The following is a 20,952-nucleotide window of genomic DNA, read 5'->3' as shown; positions in this document are numbered from 1 at the left end:
CCCTCATGACCGAGACCTCCGATACCCCCGATACCCCCGAGATCTCCGATATCTCCGAGACCTCCGAGACCTCCCCGTCTCCGTCCCGGCGGGCGCTGATCGGCTGGGGCGGTGCCGGGCTCGCGCTCGGTGCCGTCGCGGCCGGCGGTGCCGTGGCGATGAGCCGCACGGGCGATGACGTGGCTCCGGCGGGCGCCGACACGGGCGCCGCGATCGACTTCCACGGCGCCCGGCAGGCGGGCATCGCCACCCCGGTGCAGGACCGGCTGCACTTCGCCGCGTTCGACGTGAAGACCGACGACCGCGCCGAGTTCGTACGGATGCTGAAGGACTGGACGGCGGCCGCGCGCCGGATGACCGCCGGGCAGGCGGTCGGCGAGGGCGCGTTCGGCGGGCTGGCCGAGGCGCCGCCGGACGACACCGGTGAGGCGCTGGGGCTGAAGCCGTCGCGGCTGACGCTGACGATCGGCTTCGGGCCGTCGCTCTTCGAGAAGTACGGCGAGGCGTTCGGCATCGCGGACGCCCGCCCCGAAGCCCTCGCCGAGCTGCCGAAGTTCGCCGGGGACAACCTCGACAAGAACCGCAGCGGAGGCGACCTGTGCGTCCAGGCCTGCGCGGACGACCCGCAGGTCGCCGTGCACGCGATCCGCAACCTGGCCCGCATCGGCTTCGGCAAGGTCGTCATCAAGTGGTCCCAGCTCGGCTTCGGGAAGACCTCGTCGACGACGCCGGACGAGCAGACCCCACGCAACCTCATGGGGTTCAAGGACGGCACCCGCAACATCGCGGGCACGGAGACGGACCGGCTGAAGAAGTTCGTGTGGGTCGACTCCTCCGACGGTCCCTCGTGGATGGCCGGCGGCTCCTACCTCGTCGCCCGCCGCATCCGGATGCACATCGAGACCTGGGACCGCACCTCCTTGCAGGAGCAGGAGGACATCTTCGGCCGCGACAAGGGCGAGGGCGCCCCGGTCGGCAAGGCCAAGGAGCGCGACGAGCCGTTCCTGAAGGCGATGCTGCCCGACGCGCACGTCCGGCTCGCGCACCCCGACTCCAACGACGGGGCGACGATCCTGCGCCGCGGCTACTCCTTCACCGACGGCACGGACGGCCTGGGCCGGCTGGACGCGGGCCTGTTCTTCCTGGCCTACCAACGCGACCCGCGCACCGGGTTCATCCGCGTCCAGCGCAATCTGGCGCTCGACTCGCTCAACGAGTACATCCAGCACGTGGGTTCGGCGCTGTTCGCGATCCCGCCCGGCGTCCGCGACAAGGACGACTGGTGGGGCAGCACGCTGTTCTCCGAGGAGGCGTGAGGGCCCGTGTTCTCCAACTATCTGATCGGCCTGCGCGAAGGGCTTGAGGCCAGCCTCGTCGTCTGCATCCTCATCGCCTACCTGGTGAAGACGGACCGCCGGGACGCCCTCAAGCCCATCTGGATCGGCATCGGCGCCGCGGTCGCCCTCGCGCTCGGCTTCGGCTGCGCGCTCGAATTCGGCTCGCAGGAGCTGACGTTCGAGGCGCAGGAGGCGCTCGGCGGCTCCCTGTCGCTGCTCGCGGTGGGCCTGGTGACGTGGATGGTCTTCTGGATGCGGCGCACCGCCCGGCATCTGAAGGCCGAGCTGCACGGCAAGCTGGACGCGGCCCTGCAGATGGGCACGGGCGCGCTGGTCGCGACCGCGTTCCTGGCGGTCGGCCGGGAGGGCCTGGAGACGGCCCTGTTCGTCTGGGCGTCGGTGCGCGCGGCCGGCGACGGCAGCCCGCGCCCACTGATCGGCGTGGCCCTCGGCATCGCCACGGCGATCGTCCTGGGCTGGCTGTTCTACCGCGGCGCCGTACGTATCAACCTCGCCAAGTTCTTCACCTGGACCGGCGGCATGCTGGTGGTCGTGGCGGCGGGCGTGCTGGCGTACGGCTTCCACGATCTGCAGGAGGCGCGCTGGCTGCCGGGCCTGAGCGACAAGGCGTTCGACATCAGCGACACCGTCGATCCGTCGAGTTGGTACGGCACCCTGCTGAAGGGAATCTTCAACTTCCAGCCCGATCCGACCGTCCTCCAGGTCACGGTGTGGCTGCTGTACCTGGTCCCGACACTCATGCTGTTCCTGGCACCGGTAGGGTTCGCCTCCGGGAAGGGGAAGGTGAAGGGACCTGATGAGCAGGGAACGCGGCCCTCGAAGGCTCCGCAAGCTTGACCGGAGCGCACTGATAGCAGCCTCGCTGACCGCTTTGTCGTTGACGGCGAGCGGATGCGTGGTCGTCCACGGGGAGCGGGAGATCCTCCCCTCGGCCACCAAGGCGGAGGCCACCAAGGCGCTCGAAGAGTTCACTTCCGCGTACAACAAGGCGGACAAGGCATACGACAGCTCCCTCGACGCCGACTACGTCACCGGCGCCCTGGGCGACATCGACCAGGCCCGGCTGACGGCGGGCAAAGCGGTCAGCCCCGGCGGCAACGCGGCGCACACCCCGCTGAAGCTGTCGGACGTCAACATCACGATCCCGAAGAAGGCGGGCTGGCCCCGCTGGTTCGTGGCCGACGCGGCCGGCAGCAAGTTCGGCAACGCGCGCTGGCTGTTCGTGTTCACCCGGGGCGGTCTGGACGAGCCCTGGGAGGCGGCGTATCTGACGCTGGTGGCCCCCGGCGACCTGCCGAAGTTCAAGACGGACAAGGACGGCTGGGCCGAGGCCGTACCCGCGAACTCGACCGAACTGGCCCTGCCGCCCGCAGAGTTGAGCAAGGAGTACGCGAGCTACCTCAAGGACGGCGGGGACGTCTTCGCGGAGGGCCGCCACACCAGCGAGTGGCGTGCCGACCGGGAGAAGGACGCCAAGCGTCCGGGCCTGGTCAGCCAGTTCATCGACGAGCCGCTCACCAGCGGCGACTACGCCCCACTGGCGCTGCGCACCTCGGACGGCGGCGCGCTGGTGTTCTTCACCACGCGCTACTACGAGAAGCGGACGGCCTACGCGGGTACCTCGGTCCCCTCGCCGGGCAAGGCCGTGGAGGCCCTGACGAAGGGCGAGATCAAGCAGTCGCTCACGATGGAGATCGTCTCCAACGAGGTGGCCCTGGACCCGAAGGGTTCCGGGAAGGTCGAGGTCATCGGCCGGACCCAGGGTCTGACGTCGGCGAAGGGCGAGTAGCGGCGCCGCCGCGACAAGCCCTGGGGCTCATCGGCGATGGGGCCAGGCCGCGGAGACGTGGTCGGGCTCCTCGCCGACGTAGCGGGAGCAGGCGTCGGTGAGGACTTCCAGCAGGCTCAGCGGGTCGGGCAGCGGGTGTTCGAGGCCGCGCACCCAGTGCACGGTCTGGTCCTCGCCGGGCAGCTGGGCGGGCGGTACGAGGACGTAGGACCCGCGGCAGTGCCAGCGCAGTCCCGGGTGTTCGTCCATGGTCTCGGGGTGGCAGTCCAGTTCGCAGGGCCACCACTCGTCCTCGTCCTCGGGGGTACCGCGGGTGAGGGTGAACAGGAGCATGCGGCCGTCGTCGCTCTCGGCGACCGGGCCGACCTCGATACCGGAGGCGAGCAACCGCTCCAGCGCCTCGCGCCCGGCCTCGATCGGCACGTCCAGGACGTCGTGCACCATGCCGGTCGCGGTGATGAAGTTGGCCTGCGGCTGATGCCGGGCCCACCGCTCGATCTGCCCTCGATCGGTGGTGGACTGCGTCTGCCAGGCGAAGGACACCGGGTGCCGGGCAGGAGTGGGACAGCCGATCCGGTCACAGGAACATCGGTAGCCGGCCGGGTGGGCGGCGGGCGCGAGGGGCAGTCCCACCGCGGCGGCGGCCAGCAGCAGGGTCTCCCTGCCACCGTCGTCGGCGGCGTCCTTCGGGCGGCGTCCGCGCAGCCACTGGGAGAGTTTGCCCTGCAGGCCGGCCAAGCCGCCCAACTCCGCGCTCATCTATCGCCTCGCCTCGCTGTCGTGCGGAACAGCATGCCCTATGGTCCCATCATCGTGAGCTTCGGGGGGCCGTAGCGGACAACCGGGCCAGGTGGGGCGAGGTGTGCGCTCCACTGTGATCAGGGGCAATGGGCCGCTTTGGCGGGATTTACGGCCCCTGCCGTGTGCGCCCTGCCTTGCGGCCCTACCGCGTGCGCGGTGCGAGGCCGTGGAGGGCGTAGTCGACGAGGGTGTCCGTGTACTCGTAGGAGATCGGGCCCGTGTACTGGAGCCAGCGCTGGGCGAGCGGCGAGACGAAGAGTTCGAGGGCGATGCGCGGGTCGATATCGGGTCGCACCTCGCCGGCGTCCTGGGCGGCGCGCAGCCGGTCGACGTAGAGCTGGAACGAGGGTTCCATGAGCTTGGCGACGTACTCCCGACTGAGCGGTTCGTTGACCAGGCCCTCGGCAGCGAGGGCGCGGGCCGGAGCGGCGAAGCGGGGGTCTGTCATCTGGTCGATGGTGGCGCGCAGCACGCCCTTCAGATCAGCCGCGAGGTCCCCGGTGTCCGGGATGACGTACGGCTCCTCCCCGGCGGCCTGCGCGGCCTGCTCCCCGAGGTCCAGGAACGCCTCCATCAGCACCTCGGCCTTCGACGACCACCACCGGTAGATCGTCTGCTTGCCGACACCGGCGCGGGCGGCGATGCCCTCGATGGTCGTCCTGGGGTAGCCGACCTCGACGACGAGGGCGAGGGCGGCGTCATAGATGGCGCGGCGGGACTTCTCGCTGCGGCGGGTGGCGTTGGGGGCGGGGGGATCGATTTTCCCGGGGGGATTCTGCGCGGACTTCTGGGCTGCCATGGCTTGAATTTATCAGGTTGACAAGACGGAACGTCTCGCCGCAGGGAGGGGATTCGCCCCCGCCGCCCCTACCCGTCCCATCCTTCTGGGGCTCCGCCCCAGACCCCGCTCCTCAAACGCCGGAGGGGCTGGATTCAGACCCCTTCAGGGCTAAGGCGCCGCCGGCGGCCAGGCGTCGCCCCAGTCCGCGTCGCGGGCCGCCTTGTAGAGGTCGCCGTGGCGTTTGGTGATCGTCGTGCGGCGCAGGGCGGGTTCGGTTTCGCACAGGTCGAGGAGGACCTGGCCCTTGCGGATCTGGGGTTTGCGTACGACGCGGGCGGGGGCCGGGGTGACCGGGAGGCGGGTGGCGGCGACGTAGGCGAACTTCTCGTCCTCGTAGGCGAGGGAGCCGCCCTTGATCTGGCGGTGCAGCGAGGAGCGGCTGACCCTCGCCGAGAAGTGGCACCAGTCCGTGCCGGGGACGATGGGGCAGGCGGCGCTGTGCGGACAGGGGGCGGCGATGTGGAAACCGGCGGTGATGAGGCGGTCGCGGGCCTCGATGACGCGGGTGTAGCCGTCCGGGGTGCCGGGTTCGACGATCACGACCGTCTGGGCGGCGGAGGCGACCGTGTCGAGGAGGGCGGTGCGGTCGGGGGCGGTGAGTTCGTTGAGGACGTAGGAGACCGTGACGAGGTCGGTGGGGTCCAGGGTGAGGGCCGAGCCGATGCGGGCGCGATGCCAACGGGCGTTCTTCAGCGCAGGGTTGGCGGCGGCGATCTCCCGGCCGATCGCGAGGGCGGGCTCGGCCCAGTCCAGCACGGTGACGCTGCGCTCGCCGGGCCAGGTGGCGGTGACGGCCCAGGTCGCCGCGCCGGTTCCGCCGCCGACGTCGGTGTGGCTGCCAGGGGTCCAGCCGGGTACTGCCTCTGCGAACGCCTCCAGTGCGGCGTGGACCGCCTCGAAGGTGGCGGGCATGCGGTAGGCGGCGTAGGCGGCCACGTCGGCGCGGTCGCGGAGGATGGGGGCGTGGGTGGGGGTGGCACCCCGGTAGGTGGCGATCAGCCGGTCGACGGCCTGGGTGGCCTGGCGGGGCGGGAGGCCGTCGAGGAGGGTGGCGAGGCTGTGGCGCAGGGTCTCGGCCGGGTATACGGGGGCGTTCACTCAACGATTCTATTCTCGCCCCCGCCGCCCCTGCCCTTCCCGTCCTTCTGGGGCTCCGCCCCAGACCCCGCTCCTCAAACGCCGGAGGGGCTGAATCTTGGGGTCGGCGGGGGCGAGAACCAGGCGCTCACAACCCCCGAACCGCCCGAGCCACCCGCGTCCCCACCGCCGCCCTCGGCCTGCTCTCGGCCGCCCGCCTCCGCGGATGCACCGTATTCGCCAGAAGCACCACAAACGTGTCCGTCGCCGGATCCACCACCAACGACGTCCCCGTGAACCCGGTGTGCCCCGCCGCCCCCCGCCCCGCCAACTCCCCCATGAACCACGGCTGATCGACCCCGAACCCCAACCCCGGCGCGGTCAGCAGCAGCTCCACGAAGTCCGGGCCGAGGATGCGGGCGGGCCCGTACGCGCCGCCCGACAGCAGCGCGCGGCAGAAGACCGCCAGGTCCCGGGCCGTCGAGAACAGCCCCGCGTGCCCCGCCACCCCACCCAGCGCCCACGCGTTCTCGTCGTGCACGACCCCCCGCAGCATCCCCCGCTCCGCCTTGGCCCACGGCCGCCGCTGGTCCTCGGTCGCCGCCGCCCCGGGGCACGGGCCGAAGCGGGTCGCGGTCATGCCGAGGGGGCGGGTGATGCCGTCGCGGACGAGGACGTCGAGCGGGCGGCTCGTGATGCGTTCCAGTACGTGCTGGAGCAGGAGGAAGTTGAGGTCCGAGTAGCAGTACGTGCCGGGCACCCCGATCGGCGGTTCCGCGCGCAGCAGCTCCAACCGCTCCGCGTCGTCCGCACAGTCGTACAGCGGCAGTTCGGGCCGCAGCCCCGAGGTGTGCGTGAGCAACTGCCGCACCGTGACGTCGTGCCGGGCCGCCGCACGGAAGTCCGGCAGATACGCCCCGACCCGCGCGTCGATACCGAGCGTGCCCCGCTCGATCTGCTGCACCGCGGCCACGGAGGTGAGGAGTTTCGTGAGGGAGGCCAGGTCGAAGGGGGTGTCCGTGGTCATCGGGACGCGGGAGCCGGGCGGCAGTTCCACCCCGGCGTCCTTCTCCTCGTCGTAGGAGGCGTACCGCACCGCCCAGCCCGCCGCCTCCTCGACGGCGAGGTAGGGCCCTCTCCCGACAGCCAGCACCAGGCCGGCCGCCCAGGGGCGGGAGCCGGTGGTGAGGTCGTGGACCTCGCGGACGAGATGACGGATCTCCTCGGGGTCGAGTCCGGCCCTTTCCGGCGTGTCCTCGCGCAGTCTCGGCGCGCTCAGCTTTCCGCTCCCTCCGCACCCGTATGCCCATCCGCACGTCTGTTCCAAGGACGGCACATTCCCATGAAGCAGGCCAGCGCCACCAGTGCTGCGGCCAGTTGGACGACGGCCATGGGGACGGCGGTGTCCTCCCCGGCGACGCCCACGAGGGGCGAGGCGATCGCGCCGATGAGGAAGGAGGACGTGCCGAGCAGCGCGGACGCGGAGCCCGCGTTGTGCTTGGTGCGCAGGAGGGCGAGGGCCTGGGTGTTGGGGAGGGTGATGCCCATCGCGGACATCAGGACGAACAGGGCTGCGGCCACCGGCAGCAGTCCGACCTCGCCGAACACGCCCAGGGACATCAGCAGCAGCGCCGTCGCGGCGAGGATGACGATCGCCAGGCCGGCCCCGAGCACCCGGTCCAGGCTGACCCGCCCCACCAGCACCTTGCCGTTGATCTGCCCGACGACCACCAGCCCGACCGAGTTGATCCCGAACAGCAGGCTGAAGGTCTGCGGTGAGGCCCCGTAGATCTCCTGGATCACGAACGGCGACGCCGATATGTAAGCGAACAGCGCGGCGAAGGCGAACCCGCCGGCCAGGGTGTACCCGGCGAAGGCGCCGTCGGCGAGCAGGCCGCGCATCGCGCGCAGCGCCTCGCCGACCCCGCCACGCTGCCGCTCGGCCTCCGGCAGCGTCTCGGGGAGCTTCCACCAGACCAGCCCGGCCAGCAGCGCCCCGACGACCGTGAGCACGACGAACACGCCCCGCCAGTCCGTCACCCGCAGGATCTGACCGCCGATGAGCGGCGCCACGATCGGGGCGACGCCGCCGATCAGCATGAGAGTGGAGAAGAAGCGGGCCATGGCGACGCCGTCGTACAGGTCGCGGACGACCGCCCGTGCGATCACGATCGCCGCCGCACCCGCGAGGCCCTGCGTCAGCCGGAAGGCGACCAGCATCTCCACGGTGGGCGCGAGCGCGCAGAGCACGGTGGCGACCACGTACACGACCAGGCCCGCGAGCAGCGGGCGCCTGCGGCCCCAGCGGTCGCTCATCGGTCCGACCACCAGCTGCCCGAGCGCCATGCCGGCCAGGCAGGCGGTGAGCGTGAGTTGGACGGTCGCGGCGGGCGCGTGCAGGGAGCGGGTGACCTCCGGGAGGGCGGGGAGGTACATGTCCATCGCCAGCGGGGGCGTGGCGGTCAGGCCGCCGAGGATGAGGGTGACCAGGAGGCCGGTCCGGCGTAGGGAGCGGGCGGGCGGTTGCTTCGCCGTTGGTGTCGCTGACTGCGATACGTCCCGTATCGGCCCCCCACCGTCGCCCACGCGCCGCCCCTCCCTCTCCGAGTGATCCGCCCTCTATGCTCTCAGCTCGTACAGAGTGCCGATGGTCACATGAGCGAGGGGCGGGGCCGCGATGGCCGAGCAGAGCGTGCGGTGGGGGATCCTGGCGACCGGTGGGATCGCGGCCGCGTTCACGGCCGATCTGGTCGACCTGCCCGATGCCGACGTGGTCGCGGTGGCCTCGCGGAGCCAGGCCTCGGCGGACGCGTTCGCCGAGCGTTTCGGGATTCCGCGGGCGTACGGCGACTGGAACGCGCTCGCCGAGGACGGCGACATCGATGTCGTGTACGTCGCCACCCCGCACTCGGCACACCGCACGGCCGCGGGGCTGTGTCTGGAGGCCGGGCGGAACGTGCTGTGCGAGAAGGCGTTCACGATCAACGCGCGGGAGGCCGAGGAACTCGTCGCGCTGGCCCGCGCACACGGCGGCTTCCTCATGGAGGCCATGTGGATGTACTGCAACCCGCTGATCCGGCGGCTCAAGGCGCTCGTGGACGACGGCGCGATCGGCGAAGTGCGCCATGTCCAGGCCGACTTCGGGCTGGCCGGCCCCTTCCCGCCCGCGCACCGGCTGCGTGACCCGGCGCAGGGCGGCGGCGCGCTGCTGGACCTCGGTGTGTACCCGGTCTCCTTCGCACAGCTGCTGCTCGGGGAGCCGTCGGACGTCACGGCGCGCGCGACGCTGTCCGCGGAGGGCGTCGACCTCCAGACGGGCGCCCTGCTGTCCTGGGAGAGCGGCGCGCTCGCCTCGCTGCACTGCTCCATCGCCGGCGGTACGGCCACCTCGGCGTCCGTGACCGGCTCGGGCGGCCGTATCGACGTGCCGAACGGCTTCTTCTTCCCGGACCGTTTCGTGCTGCACCGCGACGGCCGTGACCCCGAGGAGTTCACGGCCGACCCGGCGGACGGGCCCCGGAACAGCCTGCGGCACGAGGCCGCCGAGGTGATGCGGGCCCTGCGCGCCGGGGAGACGGAGTCCCCGCTGGTGCCGCTCGACGGCACGCTGGCCGTGATGCGGACGCTCGACGCGATCCGGGACCGCGTCGGCGTCCGCTACCCGGGCGAGGCCCCCGAAGAGGACCGCGCGCCCGCGCTCACACCGGCGTGAGCCCCGGCTCCCCCGCCTCCGTGACGAAGGACGCGGCCGTCGTGATCGGCGCCCCGGGCGTGGTCACGTACGGCACCGTCTTGAAGTCGGCCCGCGCCCGCTCCTGGCCCAGCGCGACGGTCACGTAGCCGCGCCGCCCGTTGTAGAACTTCATGTGCGGGTTGGCCTGCATGTACGTGTCCCAGTTGGCGGGCTTGTCGACGCCGTCCCGGCCGCTGGCGATCGACGTGGCCACGATCTCGGTGCCGAGCGTGTCGGAGTCGGGGTCGTCGAAGTCGTCCTTGATGTCGAAGCCGTAGCCGACATGGACGTCACCGGTGAGCACCATCAGGTTCTCGATCCCGGCTGACTTGGCGCCGTCCAGGATCCGGCGCCGGGAGGCGCGGTAGCCGTCCCAGGCGTCCATCGACACCCGCGAGGGCGAGGTGAGGTCGAAGTTGCGCTGGGCGAAGGTGACCTGCTGCGGGACGACGTTCCACAGCGCGCTCGACGAGCGCCATCCGTCGAGCAGCCACCGCTCCTGCGTGGCGCCGGTCATCGTGCGCGCCGGGTCGTCGACGTCCGGGCCGGGGATCTGGGCGCCGTCGCCGTACGCCTGGTTGGAGCGGTACTGCCGGGTGTCCAGCACGTCGAACTGGGCGAGCCGGCCCCATCCCAGGCGCCGGTAGAGCCGCATGTCGGGGCCCGTGGGCTGCTGGGGGCTGCGCAGGGGCTGGTTCTCCCAGTAGGCACGGTAGGCGGAGGCGCGGCGCAGCAGGAACTCCTCCGGCGGGACGCTGTTCTCCGGGATGTCGTCGGCGTAGTTGTTCTCGGTCTCGTGGTCGTCCCAGGTGACGACGAAGGGGTGCGCGGCGTGCGCGGCCCTGAGGTCGGGGTCGGTCTTGAAGAGGGCGTAGCGCAGGCGGTAGTCCTCCAGCGTCATCGTCTCGCGGTTGAAGAGCGCGGGGAGCGTGCGGTCGGTGTAGTTGCGGTAGCCGCCGACGGAGTTGACCGCGTACTCGTACAGGTAGTCGCCGAGGTGGAAGACGATGTCCACGTCGTCCTGCGCGAGATGGCGGTACGGCGTGTAGTAGCCGTCGGTGTACGCCTGGCAGGAGACGGCGGCGAGGGTGAGGGAACCCACCTCGCTGGTGGCGAGGGGCGCGGTGCGGGTGCGGCCGGTCTCGCTGATCCAGGTGCCGGTGCGGAAGCGGTAGTAGTAGACGCGGTCCGCGTCGAGCTGGTCGACCTCGACGTGGACCGTGTGGTGGAACTCGGGGTGCGCGGTGGCGGTGCCGCGTCTGGCGATGCGGCTGAACTGCTCGTCGTGCGCCAGCTCCCAGTCGACGGTGACGCGTTCGGCGGGCAGTCCGCCGTCCGGCTGGTAGGGGACGGGCGCGAGCCGGGTCCACAGGACGACGGAGCCGGGCAGTGGGTCGCCGGAGGCGACGCCGAGGGTGAAGGGGTTGGCGGTGATCTTGCGGGCGTCGAGCCGGGCGGCGCTCGCCGCGCCCGCGGCCGGCAGGTTCACGGCGAAGGCGAGCGCCGCTGCCGCGCCGGTGAGGGTCAGGAAGCGGCGGCGTCCGATGTGCCGGGCGGCGGCGCGCAGTTCGGGGGCGTGCTGGGGCAGGTCTGTCGTGATGGTCATCCGGTCCTCCCCTGGCTGATGGATGCATGACGCATTGGAGTGGCCGGGGACGACACTCGCTTGGCGCGTACACAACACCCGGATGGCAGACAGATGAGTTCCGAATGGCGGACCCTCCCGTACGCTGCGGGCCCATGAACGAGAGGCAAACGGACACGAGGATCACGGACCCGAAGGTCGCCGTGGTGACCGGCGCGGGCTCCGGCATCGGACGCGCGGTCGCGGTGGAACTGCTGCGCGCGGGCTGGTCGGTGGCGCTGGCCGGGCGGCGCGTCGAGACGCTGGAGGAGACGGCGGGCCTGGTGCCCGACAGCGCATCGCTCGCCGTACGGACGGACGTGTCACGACAGGAGGACGCGGCCGCGCTGTTCGCGGCCACCGTGGCGCGGTTCGGGCGGGTGGACCTGCTGTTCAACAACGCGGGGACGTTCGGTCCCGGCGGGGTACCGGTGGAGGAGCTGTCGTACGACGCCTGGCGGCACGTGGTGGACACCAACCTCAACGGGGCGTTCCTGTGCGCGCAGGCGGCGTACCGGCAGATGAAGGAGCAGGACCCGCGGGGCGGCCGCATCATCAACAACGGCTCGATCTCCGCGCACACGCCCCGCCCGCACTCGGTGGCCTACACGGCGACCAAGCACGCGCTGACCGGCCTGACCAAGTCGCTGTCGCTGGACGGGCGGCCGTACGACATCGCCGTCGGCCAGATCGACATCGGCAACGCGGCGACCGAGATGACCGCGCGCATGGAGGCGGGCGCCCTGCAGGCCAACGGCTCCGTGGTGCCCGAGCCCGTGATGGACGTGGCCGACGTGGCGCGGACCGTGCGGCACATGGCGGAGCTGCCGCTGGCGGCGAACGTGCAGTTCGCGACGGTGCTGGCGACGGCGATGCCGTACGTGGGACGCGGCTGAAATTCCTGAGCCCCGCTCACCACCTCCACAACTTGCACAAGCGGAGTGTGAAGTTCCGCTGCATCGCAGCCGGTGAGCGGCATATGCTCAACGCGTCCTGCACAAGAGCTTCACATTTGGAGCGCAGGGCTTCCGCAGGCCACTCCGAGGGGGGAGGCGGCAGCCGTTCCACGATCACCGGGTGGGGGTGCACTTCGCGTGGGACCGCGAGGTGCGCACCGGTGCGCGGAACGGCTGCCGCGTAAGTCGTAGGCTGCGGGTGGCGGGTGGCGGTGCTCAGCGACCGAGGATCCGATCCACCTCGCCCATCTGCTCGCCGGTGAGCGGTCCCTTCGCCAGCGCTCCCGCGTTCTGCTCGGCCTGGGCGACGGAACGGAACCCCGGGATCGGCACGGCGCGCGGGCTGCGGGCCCACAGCCAGGCGAGGGCGCCCTGGCCGAGCGTACGGCCGTCGCTGGTGAGGACGTCCTTCAGCGCATCGACGCGGGACACCCAATCCGGGTCGGCGCCGGCCCCGTCCGCGAACCCCTGAAGCCACTGCGGCGGCCGGTTGCGGATGTCCCCGGCCTCCAGGGCCTCACCACTCCTGCGCCTGCCGGTCAGCAGACCCATAGCCAGCGGGCTGCGGTTGATGCTCGCCAGCTCCAGTTCCTCGCACAACACGAACATCTCCGGTGCGTCCTGAAGCACATTCGCCATGTGCTGTACGGCCGCACAGTGCTCCCCTCGCGCGAAGACGGCGGCGCGGGCCGGGTCGTCGGTGCTCCACGCGTAGGCGCGGACGAGCCCCTCGCGCACGAACTCCTCGCAGGCGTCCCGGAGTTCGGCCGCGCGCTCCGGGTCGGCGTCGGAGAGGTGCAGTTGGTAGAGGTCGATGTAGTCGGTGTCCAGCCTCTTCAGCGAGGCGCTCAGCGCGCGGCGGGCGTACTCCACGGTGTCATCGGCACCGGTGAGGGTGCGGGTCTCCTCGTCGAAGACGTTGCCCCACTTGGTGGCGACGACGACGTCGGCGCGACGCTTGCCGAGGGCGCGGCCGAGGACCCGCTCGCTGTGGCCGGCGCCGTAGGTGTCCGCGGTGTCGAAGAAGGTGACGCCCAGGTCGAGGGCGCGCCGGACGGCCCGCACCGACTCCTCGTCGTCCACCTTGCCCCACCCCAGGGGCTGCCCGTCGACAGCCTGCCACTCACCGCCGATGGCCCAGCACCCGAAGCCGAGAGCGCTTACCTCGATGCCGGTCCGTCCCAAAGTCCTCTTGGTCTCCATGAGGGGGGACGTTAGGGGTTGGAGCGCACACTAAGGCAAGCCCCTGAGAGGGGTTACGCCTGCCCGGTCTCGAAGCGGGAGATCCTGCCGTCGTCCTCGACCTCGAAGTGCCACCGGGTGCGCATCTCGCCCCAGGTGTCGTTGCTGTAGGAGGCGATGAGGTCGCGGCCTTGGTTCGACTCGTTGTCGACCTCCAGGTGACCGTGGGAGGTGAAGATCTCCCGGTCGATCCAGTCGGCGAGGTCGCGGTCGGTGCCGTCGTCCGCCATGGTCGCGCCGGGCGCGAGGATGCTCAGGAAGCCCTCGCGGTCATGGGCGTTGACGGCGGTGACGAAGGCGCGGACGGCCGGGTCGCTGAGTTTGGACGTCTGAATCGTCATACGGGTCAGCCTCACATCGCCCCCGCCGACCCGCCACCCGAACGGCGGCGAGGGCGGGCCGGGTGGGTGTCGTCGGTGCGACGGTGGATATGCGGGAGGGGATCCGTTCCCGCTGTTTGTCCCCGCTGTTTGTCCCTGCTGTTTGTCCCTGCTGCTTGTCCCTGCTGACTGTTCCGGGAGTCGCTGTGAGTGCTGTTGGTGCTGTGCGTGCTTTCGACCGACGTGATCTGGGTCTGCTGTTGCTCCGGCTGGGTGCCGGCGGGGTACTGGCCGCGCACGGCACGCAGAAGTTGTTCGGCTGGTTCGGCGGGCACGGCATCGAAGGGACCGGGCAGTTCATGGAGTCGGTCGGCTACCGGCCGGGCAAGGTGAGCGCGACGGCGGCGGGCCTCGCGGAGGCCGGCGGCGGCACACTCCTGGCGCTGGGGCTCGCGACGCCCGCGGCGGGTGCGGCGGCGGCCGGTGGGATGGCGGGCGCGGCCACGGTGCACGCCCCGAACGGCTTCTTCAACCAGGGCGGCGGCTACGAGTACGCGGCCACCCTCGGCCTCGCCGCGACCGGCCTCGCGATCGCGGGCCCGGGCCGCCTCTCCCTCGACCATGCCCTCGGCCACGTCCTCGACCGCGGCTGGATGGTCCCCACGGCACTCGCGGCGACGGCCGCGGTGACGGCGCTGGTGGTGGGGGCGCGGAACCGGAGGCTGGACAGGCCGGAGAAGGAGGAGGGAGCGGACGGGTTCGAGGGGCAGGAGGCCTTGTTCGGGGAGTAGAGGTCTTCCGCGAGGGTGGGCGGCGCTGTGCCAAGCTGCCCGCATGACTGATCAGGCCACCCCTCCCGAGACCTCGACCGACCTCTGGGCAGCCATCGACGACCTGTGGACCTGGCTCGACACGGACCAGCCGATCGGCGGCAAGGAGGCCATGCTGCTGCGCATGCTGAAGCTGTCGGAGGAGGTCGGCGAGGTCGCCGAGGCGGTGATCGGGGCGACGGGTCAGAACCCCCGCAAGGGGATCACCCACACCTGGGACGACGTGCAGGGCGAGCTGTGCGATGTCGTCATCACCGCACTGGTCGCCCTGCGCACGCTGACGCCCGACGCCCGGGAGGTCTTCGACCACCATCTGACCCGGGTGACAGAACGGTCCTTGGGCTCGCCCTCCTAGGCGGATCTTGCAAGGGACGGTGCGGTCGCGCCCCTTAAGGGGCGCGGGGCTGTGTCGATATGCGGCTCCGCCGCGTGGGCGCGACCAGCCACGGCACCGCCGCAGACTCCCGACGGCAAATCGCGGCACTCACAGCGGAGCGCTTGGCGTAAGCCGCAACACCGTCCCCTCCCCATTCGCCGACAACAACAACGACCCGTCGGCCCCCACCGCCAACCCGGCAAACCGCCGCGCCATCCCCGGCATCCCGTTGGCGAAGAGAGCCGGTTCCGCCCGCGGAACCACCCCCGGCGGCGCCCCGACCGGCAGGTCCTCCGCGTCGGTGCGCGTCTCCCCCGTCCTCAGGGACACCGCGCGCAGCCGACGCAACCCCGTCTCCACCGTGAACAGCTCGTCGCCGAGGACCGCGAGCCCCTGGGGCGCGTCGAGTCCGTCCACGACGACCGTCGTCGACCCGTCCGCCGAGATCCGGAGGACCGCGCCGGCCCCCTCGTCGCTGACGTAACAACGCCCCTCCGCGTCGAAGGCCACGTCCACAGGCCGATCGAGCCCCTCCGCGAGGACGCTGACGGCGTCGTTCTCGTCGACGGCCACCACCCGCCCCGCGTCCGACTCGGCGACGACGAGCGTGCCGTCCGGTGCGACCGTGATGCCGAGAGGTCGCCGCAGCCCGCCGGCCCGGTCCCGCGTGGTCCCGGACTCGGGGTCGTACGTCTGGACCTGTCCGAACTGCGAGGTGATGTGGAGGAGTTCGCAGTCGGCCACGATGCCGTGCGAGAAGTGCAGCAGGGAGTGGGTGGTGACGCCGCCCTCCGGCGAGGGGTCGGGGCGCGCGAGACGGTAGTGGTCGGCGGCGTACACCTGGCCGCCGAGGTCGATGGTCACGCCGTACGGCCCGTCGAGTCCGCGCGGCACGATCTCGCGGGTGCGCCCGTCGGGGTGCATCTCGGTGACGCCGCCGCTGGAGTAGCTGGAGACGAACATGCGGTTCTCGGCGTCGAAGGCCGCGTTGTCCAGCCCGACGACCCCGCTGGTGACCAGGGTCCGTGAGCCGCTGCCGTGCAGGTCGACGCGGGTGACGATGCCCTCGGGGCCGCGGGAGAGCACATGCAGCACCCCGCCCTGGTCGAACCGCACGGCGACCGGCTGATGGACGTCGTCCGCGACCACCTCGGGCGCGCCCCCGTCCGGCGGGATCCGCCAGACCTGGCCGGTGAGCAGGGGGTTGGCGCCGCTCATCATGTGCGGGTAGTACAGGTGGCCGTCCGGCCCGAGCTGCATCGCGTTGCCGAGGGCGAGCCCCTGGGTGAGGACCACGGGCTCGCCGCCGTCGGGGAACAGCTCCATCAGCCGGCCGTCCGGCTTCATCTCGTTCACGAACAGCCGGTCGCCGACGCAGGTGATGCCGTTGGGGTTGTCGACGTCGCCGGAGACGAGTGTGTACGTCCCCTGCGGGCTGCGCCGCCACACCCGCCCCGGCACCAGGTCGGCGATGTACATGGAGCCGTCCGCGCCGAAGGCGAGGTCGTCCGGCGACTGAACGGGGCTGTCCATCGGTACGACCACCTCGACGTCCCCGGTGGCCGGGTCGACGGCGCTGATCTGCCCGGCGAGGAACTGGGCGACGTACAGCCGCCCGTCCGGCCCGAAGGCGACTCCGTTGGAACCCCACAGCCAGCTGGGCGGGTTGAGCCGCTCGACGGCCCAACGGGCGCTGGTGGCACGGCTGTTGCCGGTCGCGTCGTACCTGCTCGGTGCCCTGTCCGGTTCCGTGCCCCTCACGCCGCTCACCCTCGCCCCTCGCTCTCCGTCAGAACCTCACGCATGCCGCCCTCCGCACGCCAGCGCCGCAGCAGCTCGTGGAAGGCGACCGGTCCGTCGCCGTACGACTCGCTGCGCTCCCTCGGGCTGCCCTCGTTGTTGTAGTACCCGGGCGTGCACTCGGCCTGGAACTTGTAGAGGTCGGCCGACTTCTGACGGATCGTCGCCACCCAGGCGTCCTGCGCCTCGGCGGTCGGCTCGACGTACCGGGCCTCGCGCTTGCGGGCCTGAGCGACGACCTCGGCGACGTGTGTGGCCTGTTCGTCGAGGATGTGGACGTAGTTGACGGCGGAGGCGTTCTGCATCGGGCCGAGCTGGAAGAAGTTGGGGAAGCCGCGGGTGGTGAAGCCGTGCAGCGTCTTGGGGCCCTCGGTCATCCAGGTCTCCAGCAGTCCGGCGCCGCCCCGCCCGTACACGGGGAGCTTGCCGGACAGGACACCCGACCGGCCGACGTCGAAGCCGGTGGCGAAGATGATGCAGTCGACCTCGTACTCCGTCCCGCCCACCACGACGGCGTTCTCGGTGATCCGCTCGACGCCGTGCGTGTCGGCGGTGTCGACGAGGGTGACATTGGGCCGGTTGAAGGTCTGGAGGTAGTGGTCGCTGAACGTGGGCCGCTTGCACATGTAGCGGTACCAGGGCTTGAGCTTCTCGGCGGTCTCCGGGTCCTCGACGACCGTCTCGACGCGGGAGCGCAGCTCGTTCATCTTCTGGAAGTCGGCGATTTCGTAGGCGAGTTCGCGCTCCTCGGCCGGCACGTCCGCGTAGGCGTTGGTCGGGATGAGCTTCTCCTGGAGCCGGGCGGTGGACGTCCAGGCATCGTTCACCTGGTCCGCCTCGTCCGCCCGGACGCCGGTGACGATCTTCAGGAAGTTCTCCATACGGCGCCGCTGCCAGCCCGGTTCCAGCGACTCGGCCCACTGCGGATCGGTGGGCCGGTTGCCGCGTACGTCGACGGAGGACGGGGTGCGCTGGAAGACGTACACCTGCGCCGCGTCGGCCCCGAGGTGCGGTACGACCTGGATGGCGGTGGCGCCGGTGCCGATGAGGGCGACCCGCTTGTCGGCGAGGCCGGTCAGGCCGCCGGTCGCGTCGCCGCCGGTGTAGTCGTAGTCCCAGCGGCTGGTGTGGAAGGTGTGCCCGCGGAAGGTCTCGATGCCGGGGATGCCGGGGAGTTTGGCCTGACTGAGGGTGCCGCTGGAGACGACGACGTAGCGGGCCCGGATGCGGTCGCCGCGGTCGGTGGCGACCTCCCACTCCGACTGCTCGTCGTCCCAGCGCAGTTCGGTGACCTGGGTCTGGAAGCAGGCCTGGTCGTAGAGGCCGAAGTGGCGGGCGATGGCCCGCGCGTGCTCGTGGATCTCCGCGCCGGGAGAGTACTTCCACTTGGGGACGTAGCCGAGCTCTTCGAGCAGCGGGAGGTAGATGTACGACTCGATGTCGCAGTGGATGCCCGGGTACCGGTTCCAGTACCAGGTGCCGCCGAAGTCCGCGCCCTTCTCGACGACCCGGATCTCCTGCACCCCCGCCTGCCGCAGCCGCGCCCCGGCGAGCAGCCCGCCGAACCCGCCGCCGACGACCACGGCCTCGACGCGGTCGTGCAGGGGCTCGCGGGTGAACTCCGGGTCGGCGTACGGGTCTTCGTCGTAGGCGCCGAACTCGCCTGTGGGGTGCCGGTACTGTGCGCCGCCGTCGGGGCGGATCCGGCGGTCGCGCTCGGCGCGGTATCTGGCGCGCAGGGCCTCGGGGTCGAAGTCCAGGTCCTGGTTCAGGGGCTGCGGCTCGGGCACGGGCGTGCTCTCCTCGGTCGTGGGGCCGGCCGCGGGGAGGGCCGGGACAGGGGAAGTCGAGACCAGTGAAGCGAAGCGGGCTGACAGCTCCCAGACATATCCCGGACACGCGATCAGTGTGAGCCAGGACACAAGTGGCTTACGGCCGGGCGACCCCGCCCAGCCAGTAGCCGAAGCCCCGCCGGGTGTGGATGAGAGCGGCCTGCTCCCCGTTCACCTTGCGCCGCAACCGCGAGACGAGCCGGTCGATCGCGCCGTCGGTCGGGGTGTCGTCCCAGACGTGCCGTCCGATCTGCTCCTTGGACAGCACGCGTTCGGCGTTGACCAGCAGGCAGCGCAGCAGGCGGTACTCGGCGGGCGTGAGCTCGATGGCGCGCTCGCCGCGGCGGGCCCGGCGGGTGGCGTCGTCCAGTACGAGGTCGCCGTAGCGCAGCGCGCCGTCCCAGCCGGCTGAGTCGAGGCCGCGCACCAACTGGCGTGCGCGGGCGAGGACTTCGGCCACTCTGACCGGCGCCCCGCCCGGCTGCCCGTCCACCACGGGGCCGCCGCCGGGGAGGCTGCCCAGGAACTCGCCGGTCCCGGTGAGCAGCAGGACGGCCGGGCGGTCGGGGGCGAGGAGACGGCGACTGTGCCTGAGCGCATCGGTGTCCGACAGCGTCACATCGAGGATGACCAGATCGAACCGGCGCTCGGTGAGCAGGACGTTGGCCTCGGTCGCGCGGTCCACCGTGGCGGTCCGGTAGCCGGCGAGCTCCAGCATCGCGGAGAGCGGCTCGGACGTACGGGGATCGCCGACGACGAGCAGGACATCCGGCACCGCGTCGGGAGACGGCGGCTTCGGCATACGGCCACCTTACCTGCGGGTTGCCTGAGGCAAGTAACCGCAGATGGGGTGCCTCACCGGGTCACGTCCAGGGCGTGGCGACGAGCCGGATCCGCGCGTCACCGCCGAGGAGCGGTGCGGCGGTGGCGGGCAGTGCGATGTGGGCGACCCAGCGGATGGGGGCGGGGTCCTCGTCGACGCGGGGCGTTCCGGCGACGTGGTGATCGCGGATGGCGCCCTCGATCTCCGAGTTCCAGGTGGCCCAGATGCCGGGGCCGGCCTGGGGTGTGCCGACGTCGATGACGAGGGTGTCGGCGAAGTCGGCGGTCTGCTCCAGATGGTCGCCGAGGCTGAGGATGCCGCGCCGCTCGCGCAGCGAGATGAGCCGCAGTTCGAGGATGAACCGCATGGGTTCGTCGGCCGCCTGCCGCAGTCCGCTGTTGAGGAAGGTGGTGGCCAGCGGGACCGGCGCCCCCTGCCGCTCCTCGGCGGACGCGCCGAGCTGGATCGGACACCAGTGGGCGGCGAGCCGCTCGTGCATCACCACGGGCAGCCCGCGCACCGACAGCCGCACATCGCCCTGCCACACGAGGTCGTCGTCGCCGGGCAGCCGGAAGTCGACCAGCGAGGCCTCGATCCGGGTGTCCCCGAAGAGGAACCGACGCAGGTTCTGGTAACCCTCCTCGGAGTTGACCATGCCGTAGCGCCCGCTGTGACTGCGGTGCACGAAGGCGCGCTGCGCCCCCGGCACATACGCCCGCTCGATCTGCACGAGCCCGTCGCTGTGCGGCCCGACGGCGGCCGAGGACAGCCCGAAGGCTACGTCGTAGTCGGTCGGGTCGGTGCCGACCAGGCAGAAGACCCGTTCGACGGGCAGCGTCCCCGGCCCCTGCGGCATCTCCCGGGCGTCCCAGCCCCGGGGCGGGCCCTCCGGGTCCTCCTCGGCCTGCGGAGTGAGGTACTCGTACATCCGCCGGGGCCCGAAGATGTCCGCGCCCGCGATGCCGAGCGTGTCCCGGACCCGCTCGAACAGCCCGCCCCCGAGGTCGAAGGTGATACCGCCGTGCGGGGTGCCGTACGTGAACAGCTTCGCGACACAGTCGGCGCCGCGCCCCCGGTCCGGCAGGACCTTCTGCAGCAGAGACCGGCAGATCAGGCCGCCCATGGAGTGGGCCACGAGGTTCACGGCGGGCGCGCCGGTCTTCTCGCGCAACCGGTCGACGAGGTCGAGCAGGTCGGCGGCGGCGTTCTCCAGCCGGTACTCCTGGGGGCTGCCGCCCCAGGTGGTCGCCGAGCGGTCGTAGAAGCGGTGGATCCAGACGGTGTTGGCGGGAATCTCGTCGTGCTCGGCGAGATAGGCCGCCTGGTCCCCCTTCACGAGCAGTTCGTAGCCCTCCTCCCTCAGCAGGCGCAGCAGCGGGCTCTCGAACTGGTGGAAGTACGGCTGGTTGCGGGCGCCGACGCGGATGTGGGTGGAGCCCTCGTTGAAGCCGTAGAAGGGGTCGTCGACGGCCTTGTCGATACCGCGGGTGCCGCCGGCGAAGCCGCGGACGTAGACGAGGGGGAGTCTGGGGGTGTCGTCCACGTCTTGC

Annotated in this window: 19 protein-coding genes; 7 read left to right on the top strand and 12 right to left on the bottom strand. The window is 71.5% G+C overall.

Annotated features, from left to right (window positions below; all coding sequences use genetic code 11):
• The first annotated feature begins 5 nt into the window (after nucleotides 1-5).
• The 3 genes from efeB to ACIA8X_RS32665 are packed head-to-tail and all read left to right on the top strand — an operon-like array spanning nucleotide 6 to nucleotide 3,147.
• Nucleotides 6-1,316 carry an iron uptake transporter deferrochelatase/peroxidase subunit gene (gene efeB / locus ACIA8X_RS32675; RefSeq protein ID WP_393442103.1) on the top strand — a complete coding sequence of 437 codons (1,311 nt, stop codon included), beginning with the start codon at nucleotides 6-8 and terminating at the stop codon, nucleotides 1,314-1,316.
• Nucleotides 1,317-1,322: 6 nt separating this feature from the next.
• The gene (gene efeU, locus ACIA8X_RS32670; RefSeq protein ID WP_393442101.1) at nucleotides 1,323-2,195 is read left to right on the top strand and encodes an iron uptake transporter permease EfeU; all 873 of its coding nucleotides are present in this window, start codon (nucleotides 1,323-1,325) and stop codon (nucleotides 2,193-2,195) included.
• Entirely contained in the window at nucleotides 2,155-3,147 is a 993-nt protein-coding gene (locus ACIA8X_RS32665; protein ID WP_393442099.1) for a hypothetical protein, read from the top strand. Before efeU ends, ACIA8X_RS32665 begins: the two co-directional genes overlap by 41 nt.
• Before the next feature lie 27 nt (nucleotides 3,148-3,174).
• Here ACIA8X_RS32665 and ACIA8X_RS32660 read toward each other — a convergent pair whose 3' ends face one another.
• From ACIA8X_RS32660 to ACIA8X_RS32640, 5 genes are all read right to left on the bottom strand, one after another.
• A complete protein-coding gene (locus tag ACIA8X_RS32660) occupies nucleotides 3,175-3,906 on the bottom strand; it encodes a bifunctional DNA primase/polymerase (RefSeq protein ID WP_393442097.1) in 732 nt (243 codons plus the stop codon).
• Between the two features lie 184 nt (nucleotides 3,907-4,090).
• The gene (locus tag ACIA8X_RS32655) at nucleotides 4,091-4,747 is read right to left on the bottom strand and encodes a TetR/AcrR family transcriptional regulator (RefSeq protein WP_393442095.1); all 657 of its coding nucleotides are present in this window, start codon (nucleotides 4,745-4,747) and stop codon (nucleotides 4,091-4,093) included.
• 150 nt (nucleotides 4,748-4,897) lie between these two features.
• Nucleotides 4,898-5,887: a small ribosomal subunit Rsm22 family protein gene (locus ACIA8X_RS32650; protein ID WP_399459797.1), complete on the bottom strand. Its 990-nt coding sequence runs from the start codon at nucleotides 5,885-5,887 to the stop codon at nucleotides 4,898-4,900.
• A 127-nt stretch (nucleotides 5,888-6,014) separates the two neighbouring features.
• The gene (locus tag ACIA8X_RS32645; protein ID WP_393442089.1) at nucleotides 6,015-7,202 is read right to left on the bottom strand and encodes a serine hydrolase domain-containing protein; all 1,188 of its coding nucleotides are present in this window, start codon (nucleotides 7,200-7,202) and stop codon (nucleotides 6,015-6,017) included.
• The gene (locus ACIA8X_RS32640) at nucleotides 7,142-8,431 is read right to left on the bottom strand and encodes a multidrug effflux MFS transporter (protein WP_399459852.1); all 1,290 of its coding nucleotides are present in this window, start codon (nucleotides 8,429-8,431) and stop codon (nucleotides 7,142-7,144) included. Before ACIA8X_RS32640 ends, ACIA8X_RS32645 begins: the two co-directional genes overlap by 61 nt.
• Before the next feature lie 112 nt (nucleotides 8,432-8,543).
• On the opposite strand from ACIA8X_RS32640, the gene ACIA8X_RS32635 reads away from it, so the two are divergent.
• Nucleotides 8,544-9,578, top strand: a complete 1,035-nt coding sequence (locus ACIA8X_RS32635) for a Gfo/Idh/MocA family protein (RefSeq protein ID WP_393442087.1) — start codon at nucleotides 8,544-8,546, stop codon at nucleotides 9,576-9,578.
• Here the strand turns inward: ACIA8X_RS32635 and ACIA8X_RS32630 are convergent.
• On the bottom strand, nucleotides 9,565-11,205 hold the full coding sequence (locus ACIA8X_RS32630; RefSeq protein ID WP_399459796.1) for an alkaline phosphatase D family protein: 1,641 nt from the start codon (nucleotides 11,203-11,205) through the stop codon (nucleotides 9,565-9,567). The two genes, ACIA8X_RS32635 and ACIA8X_RS32630, sit on opposite strands and share 14 nt — an antisense overlap.
• A 134-nt stretch (nucleotides 11,206-11,339) precedes the next feature.
• Between ACIA8X_RS32630 and ACIA8X_RS32625 the strand changes: the two genes are divergently transcribed.
• Nucleotides 11,340-12,119 carry an SDR family oxidoreductase gene (locus ACIA8X_RS32625; protein WP_399459795.1) on the top strand — a complete coding sequence of 260 codons (780 nt, stop codon included), beginning with the start codon at nucleotides 11,340-11,342 and terminating at the stop codon, nucleotides 12,117-12,119.
• 276 nt (nucleotides 12,120-12,395) lie between these two features.
• Here the strand turns inward: ACIA8X_RS32625 and ACIA8X_RS32620 are convergent, their stop codons facing one another.
• Together ACIA8X_RS32620 and ACIA8X_RS32615 are read right to left on the bottom strand one after the other, a co-directional pair.
• Nucleotides 12,396-13,382, bottom strand: a complete 987-nt coding sequence (locus ACIA8X_RS32620) for an aldo/keto reductase (RefSeq protein WP_399459794.1) — start codon at nucleotides 13,380-13,382, stop codon at nucleotides 12,396-12,398.
• A gap of 53 nt (nucleotides 13,383-13,435) precedes the next feature.
• Nucleotides 13,436-13,762 carry a nuclear transport factor 2 family protein gene (locus tag ACIA8X_RS32615; RefSeq protein ID WP_393442079.1) on the bottom strand — a complete coding sequence of 109 codons (327 nt, stop codon included), beginning with the start codon at nucleotides 13,760-13,762 and terminating at the stop codon, nucleotides 13,436-13,438.
• A 203-nt stretch (nucleotides 13,763-13,965) separates the two neighbouring features.
• Here ACIA8X_RS32615 and ACIA8X_RS32610 point away from each other — a divergent pair, with 203 nt between their 5' ends.
• Nucleotides 13,966-14,532 (top strand): DoxX family protein, encoded by a 567-nt coding sequence (locus tag ACIA8X_RS32610; RefSeq protein ID WP_393442077.1) that lies wholly within the window; start codon nucleotides 13,966-13,968, stop codon nucleotides 14,530-14,532.
• Between the two features lie 43 nt (nucleotides 14,533-14,575).
• Nucleotides 14,576-14,926: a MazG-like family protein gene (locus ACIA8X_RS32605; protein WP_399459793.1), complete on the top strand. Its 351-nt coding sequence runs from the start codon at nucleotides 14,576-14,578 to the stop codon at nucleotides 14,924-14,926.
• Nucleotides 14,927-15,055: 129 nt separating this feature from the next.
• Here the strand turns inward: ACIA8X_RS32605 and ACIA8X_RS32600 are convergent, their stop codons facing one another.
• The 4 genes from ACIA8X_RS32600 to ACIA8X_RS32585 all read right to left on the bottom strand — a co-directional run bounded on the left by ACIA8X_RS32600 (nucleotide 15,056) and on the right by ACIA8X_RS32585 (nucleotide 20,945).
• On the bottom strand, nucleotides 15,056-16,708 hold the full coding sequence (locus ACIA8X_RS32600) for an SMP-30/gluconolactonase/LRE family protein (RefSeq protein WP_399459792.1): 1,653 nt from the start codon (nucleotides 16,706-16,708) through the stop codon (nucleotides 15,056-15,058).
• A gap of 5 nt (nucleotides 16,709-16,713) precedes the next feature.
• Nucleotides 16,714-18,537, bottom strand: coding sequence for a flavin-containing monooxygenase (locus ACIA8X_RS32595; protein WP_399459791.1), 1,824 nt, complete (start codon nucleotides 18,535-18,537; stop codon nucleotides 16,714-16,716).
• A 139-nt stretch (nucleotides 18,538-18,676) separates the two neighbouring features.
• Complete coding sequence (locus tag ACIA8X_RS32590; protein WP_393442068.1) at nucleotides 18,677-19,381, bottom strand: response regulator transcription factor; 705 nt, start codon at nucleotides 19,379-19,381, stop codon at nucleotides 18,677-18,679.
• 61 nt (nucleotides 19,382-19,442) lie between these two features.
• Nucleotides 19,443-20,945 (bottom strand): esterase/lipase family protein, encoded by a 1,503-nt coding sequence (locus ACIA8X_RS32585; protein ID WP_399459790.1) that lies wholly within the window; start codon nucleotides 20,943-20,945, stop codon nucleotides 19,443-19,445.
• Between the last annotated feature and the right edge of the window lie 7 nt (nucleotides 20,946-20,952).

This window comes from Streptomyces sp. NPDC051738, from assembly GCF_044453205.1.
Taxonomy (GTDB): Bacteria; Actinomycetota; Actinomycetes; order Streptomycetales; family Streptomycetaceae; genus Streptomyces.
Note: the sequence above shows the minus strand (reverse complement) of the source record. Positions and strands in the feature narration are given on the sequence as shown.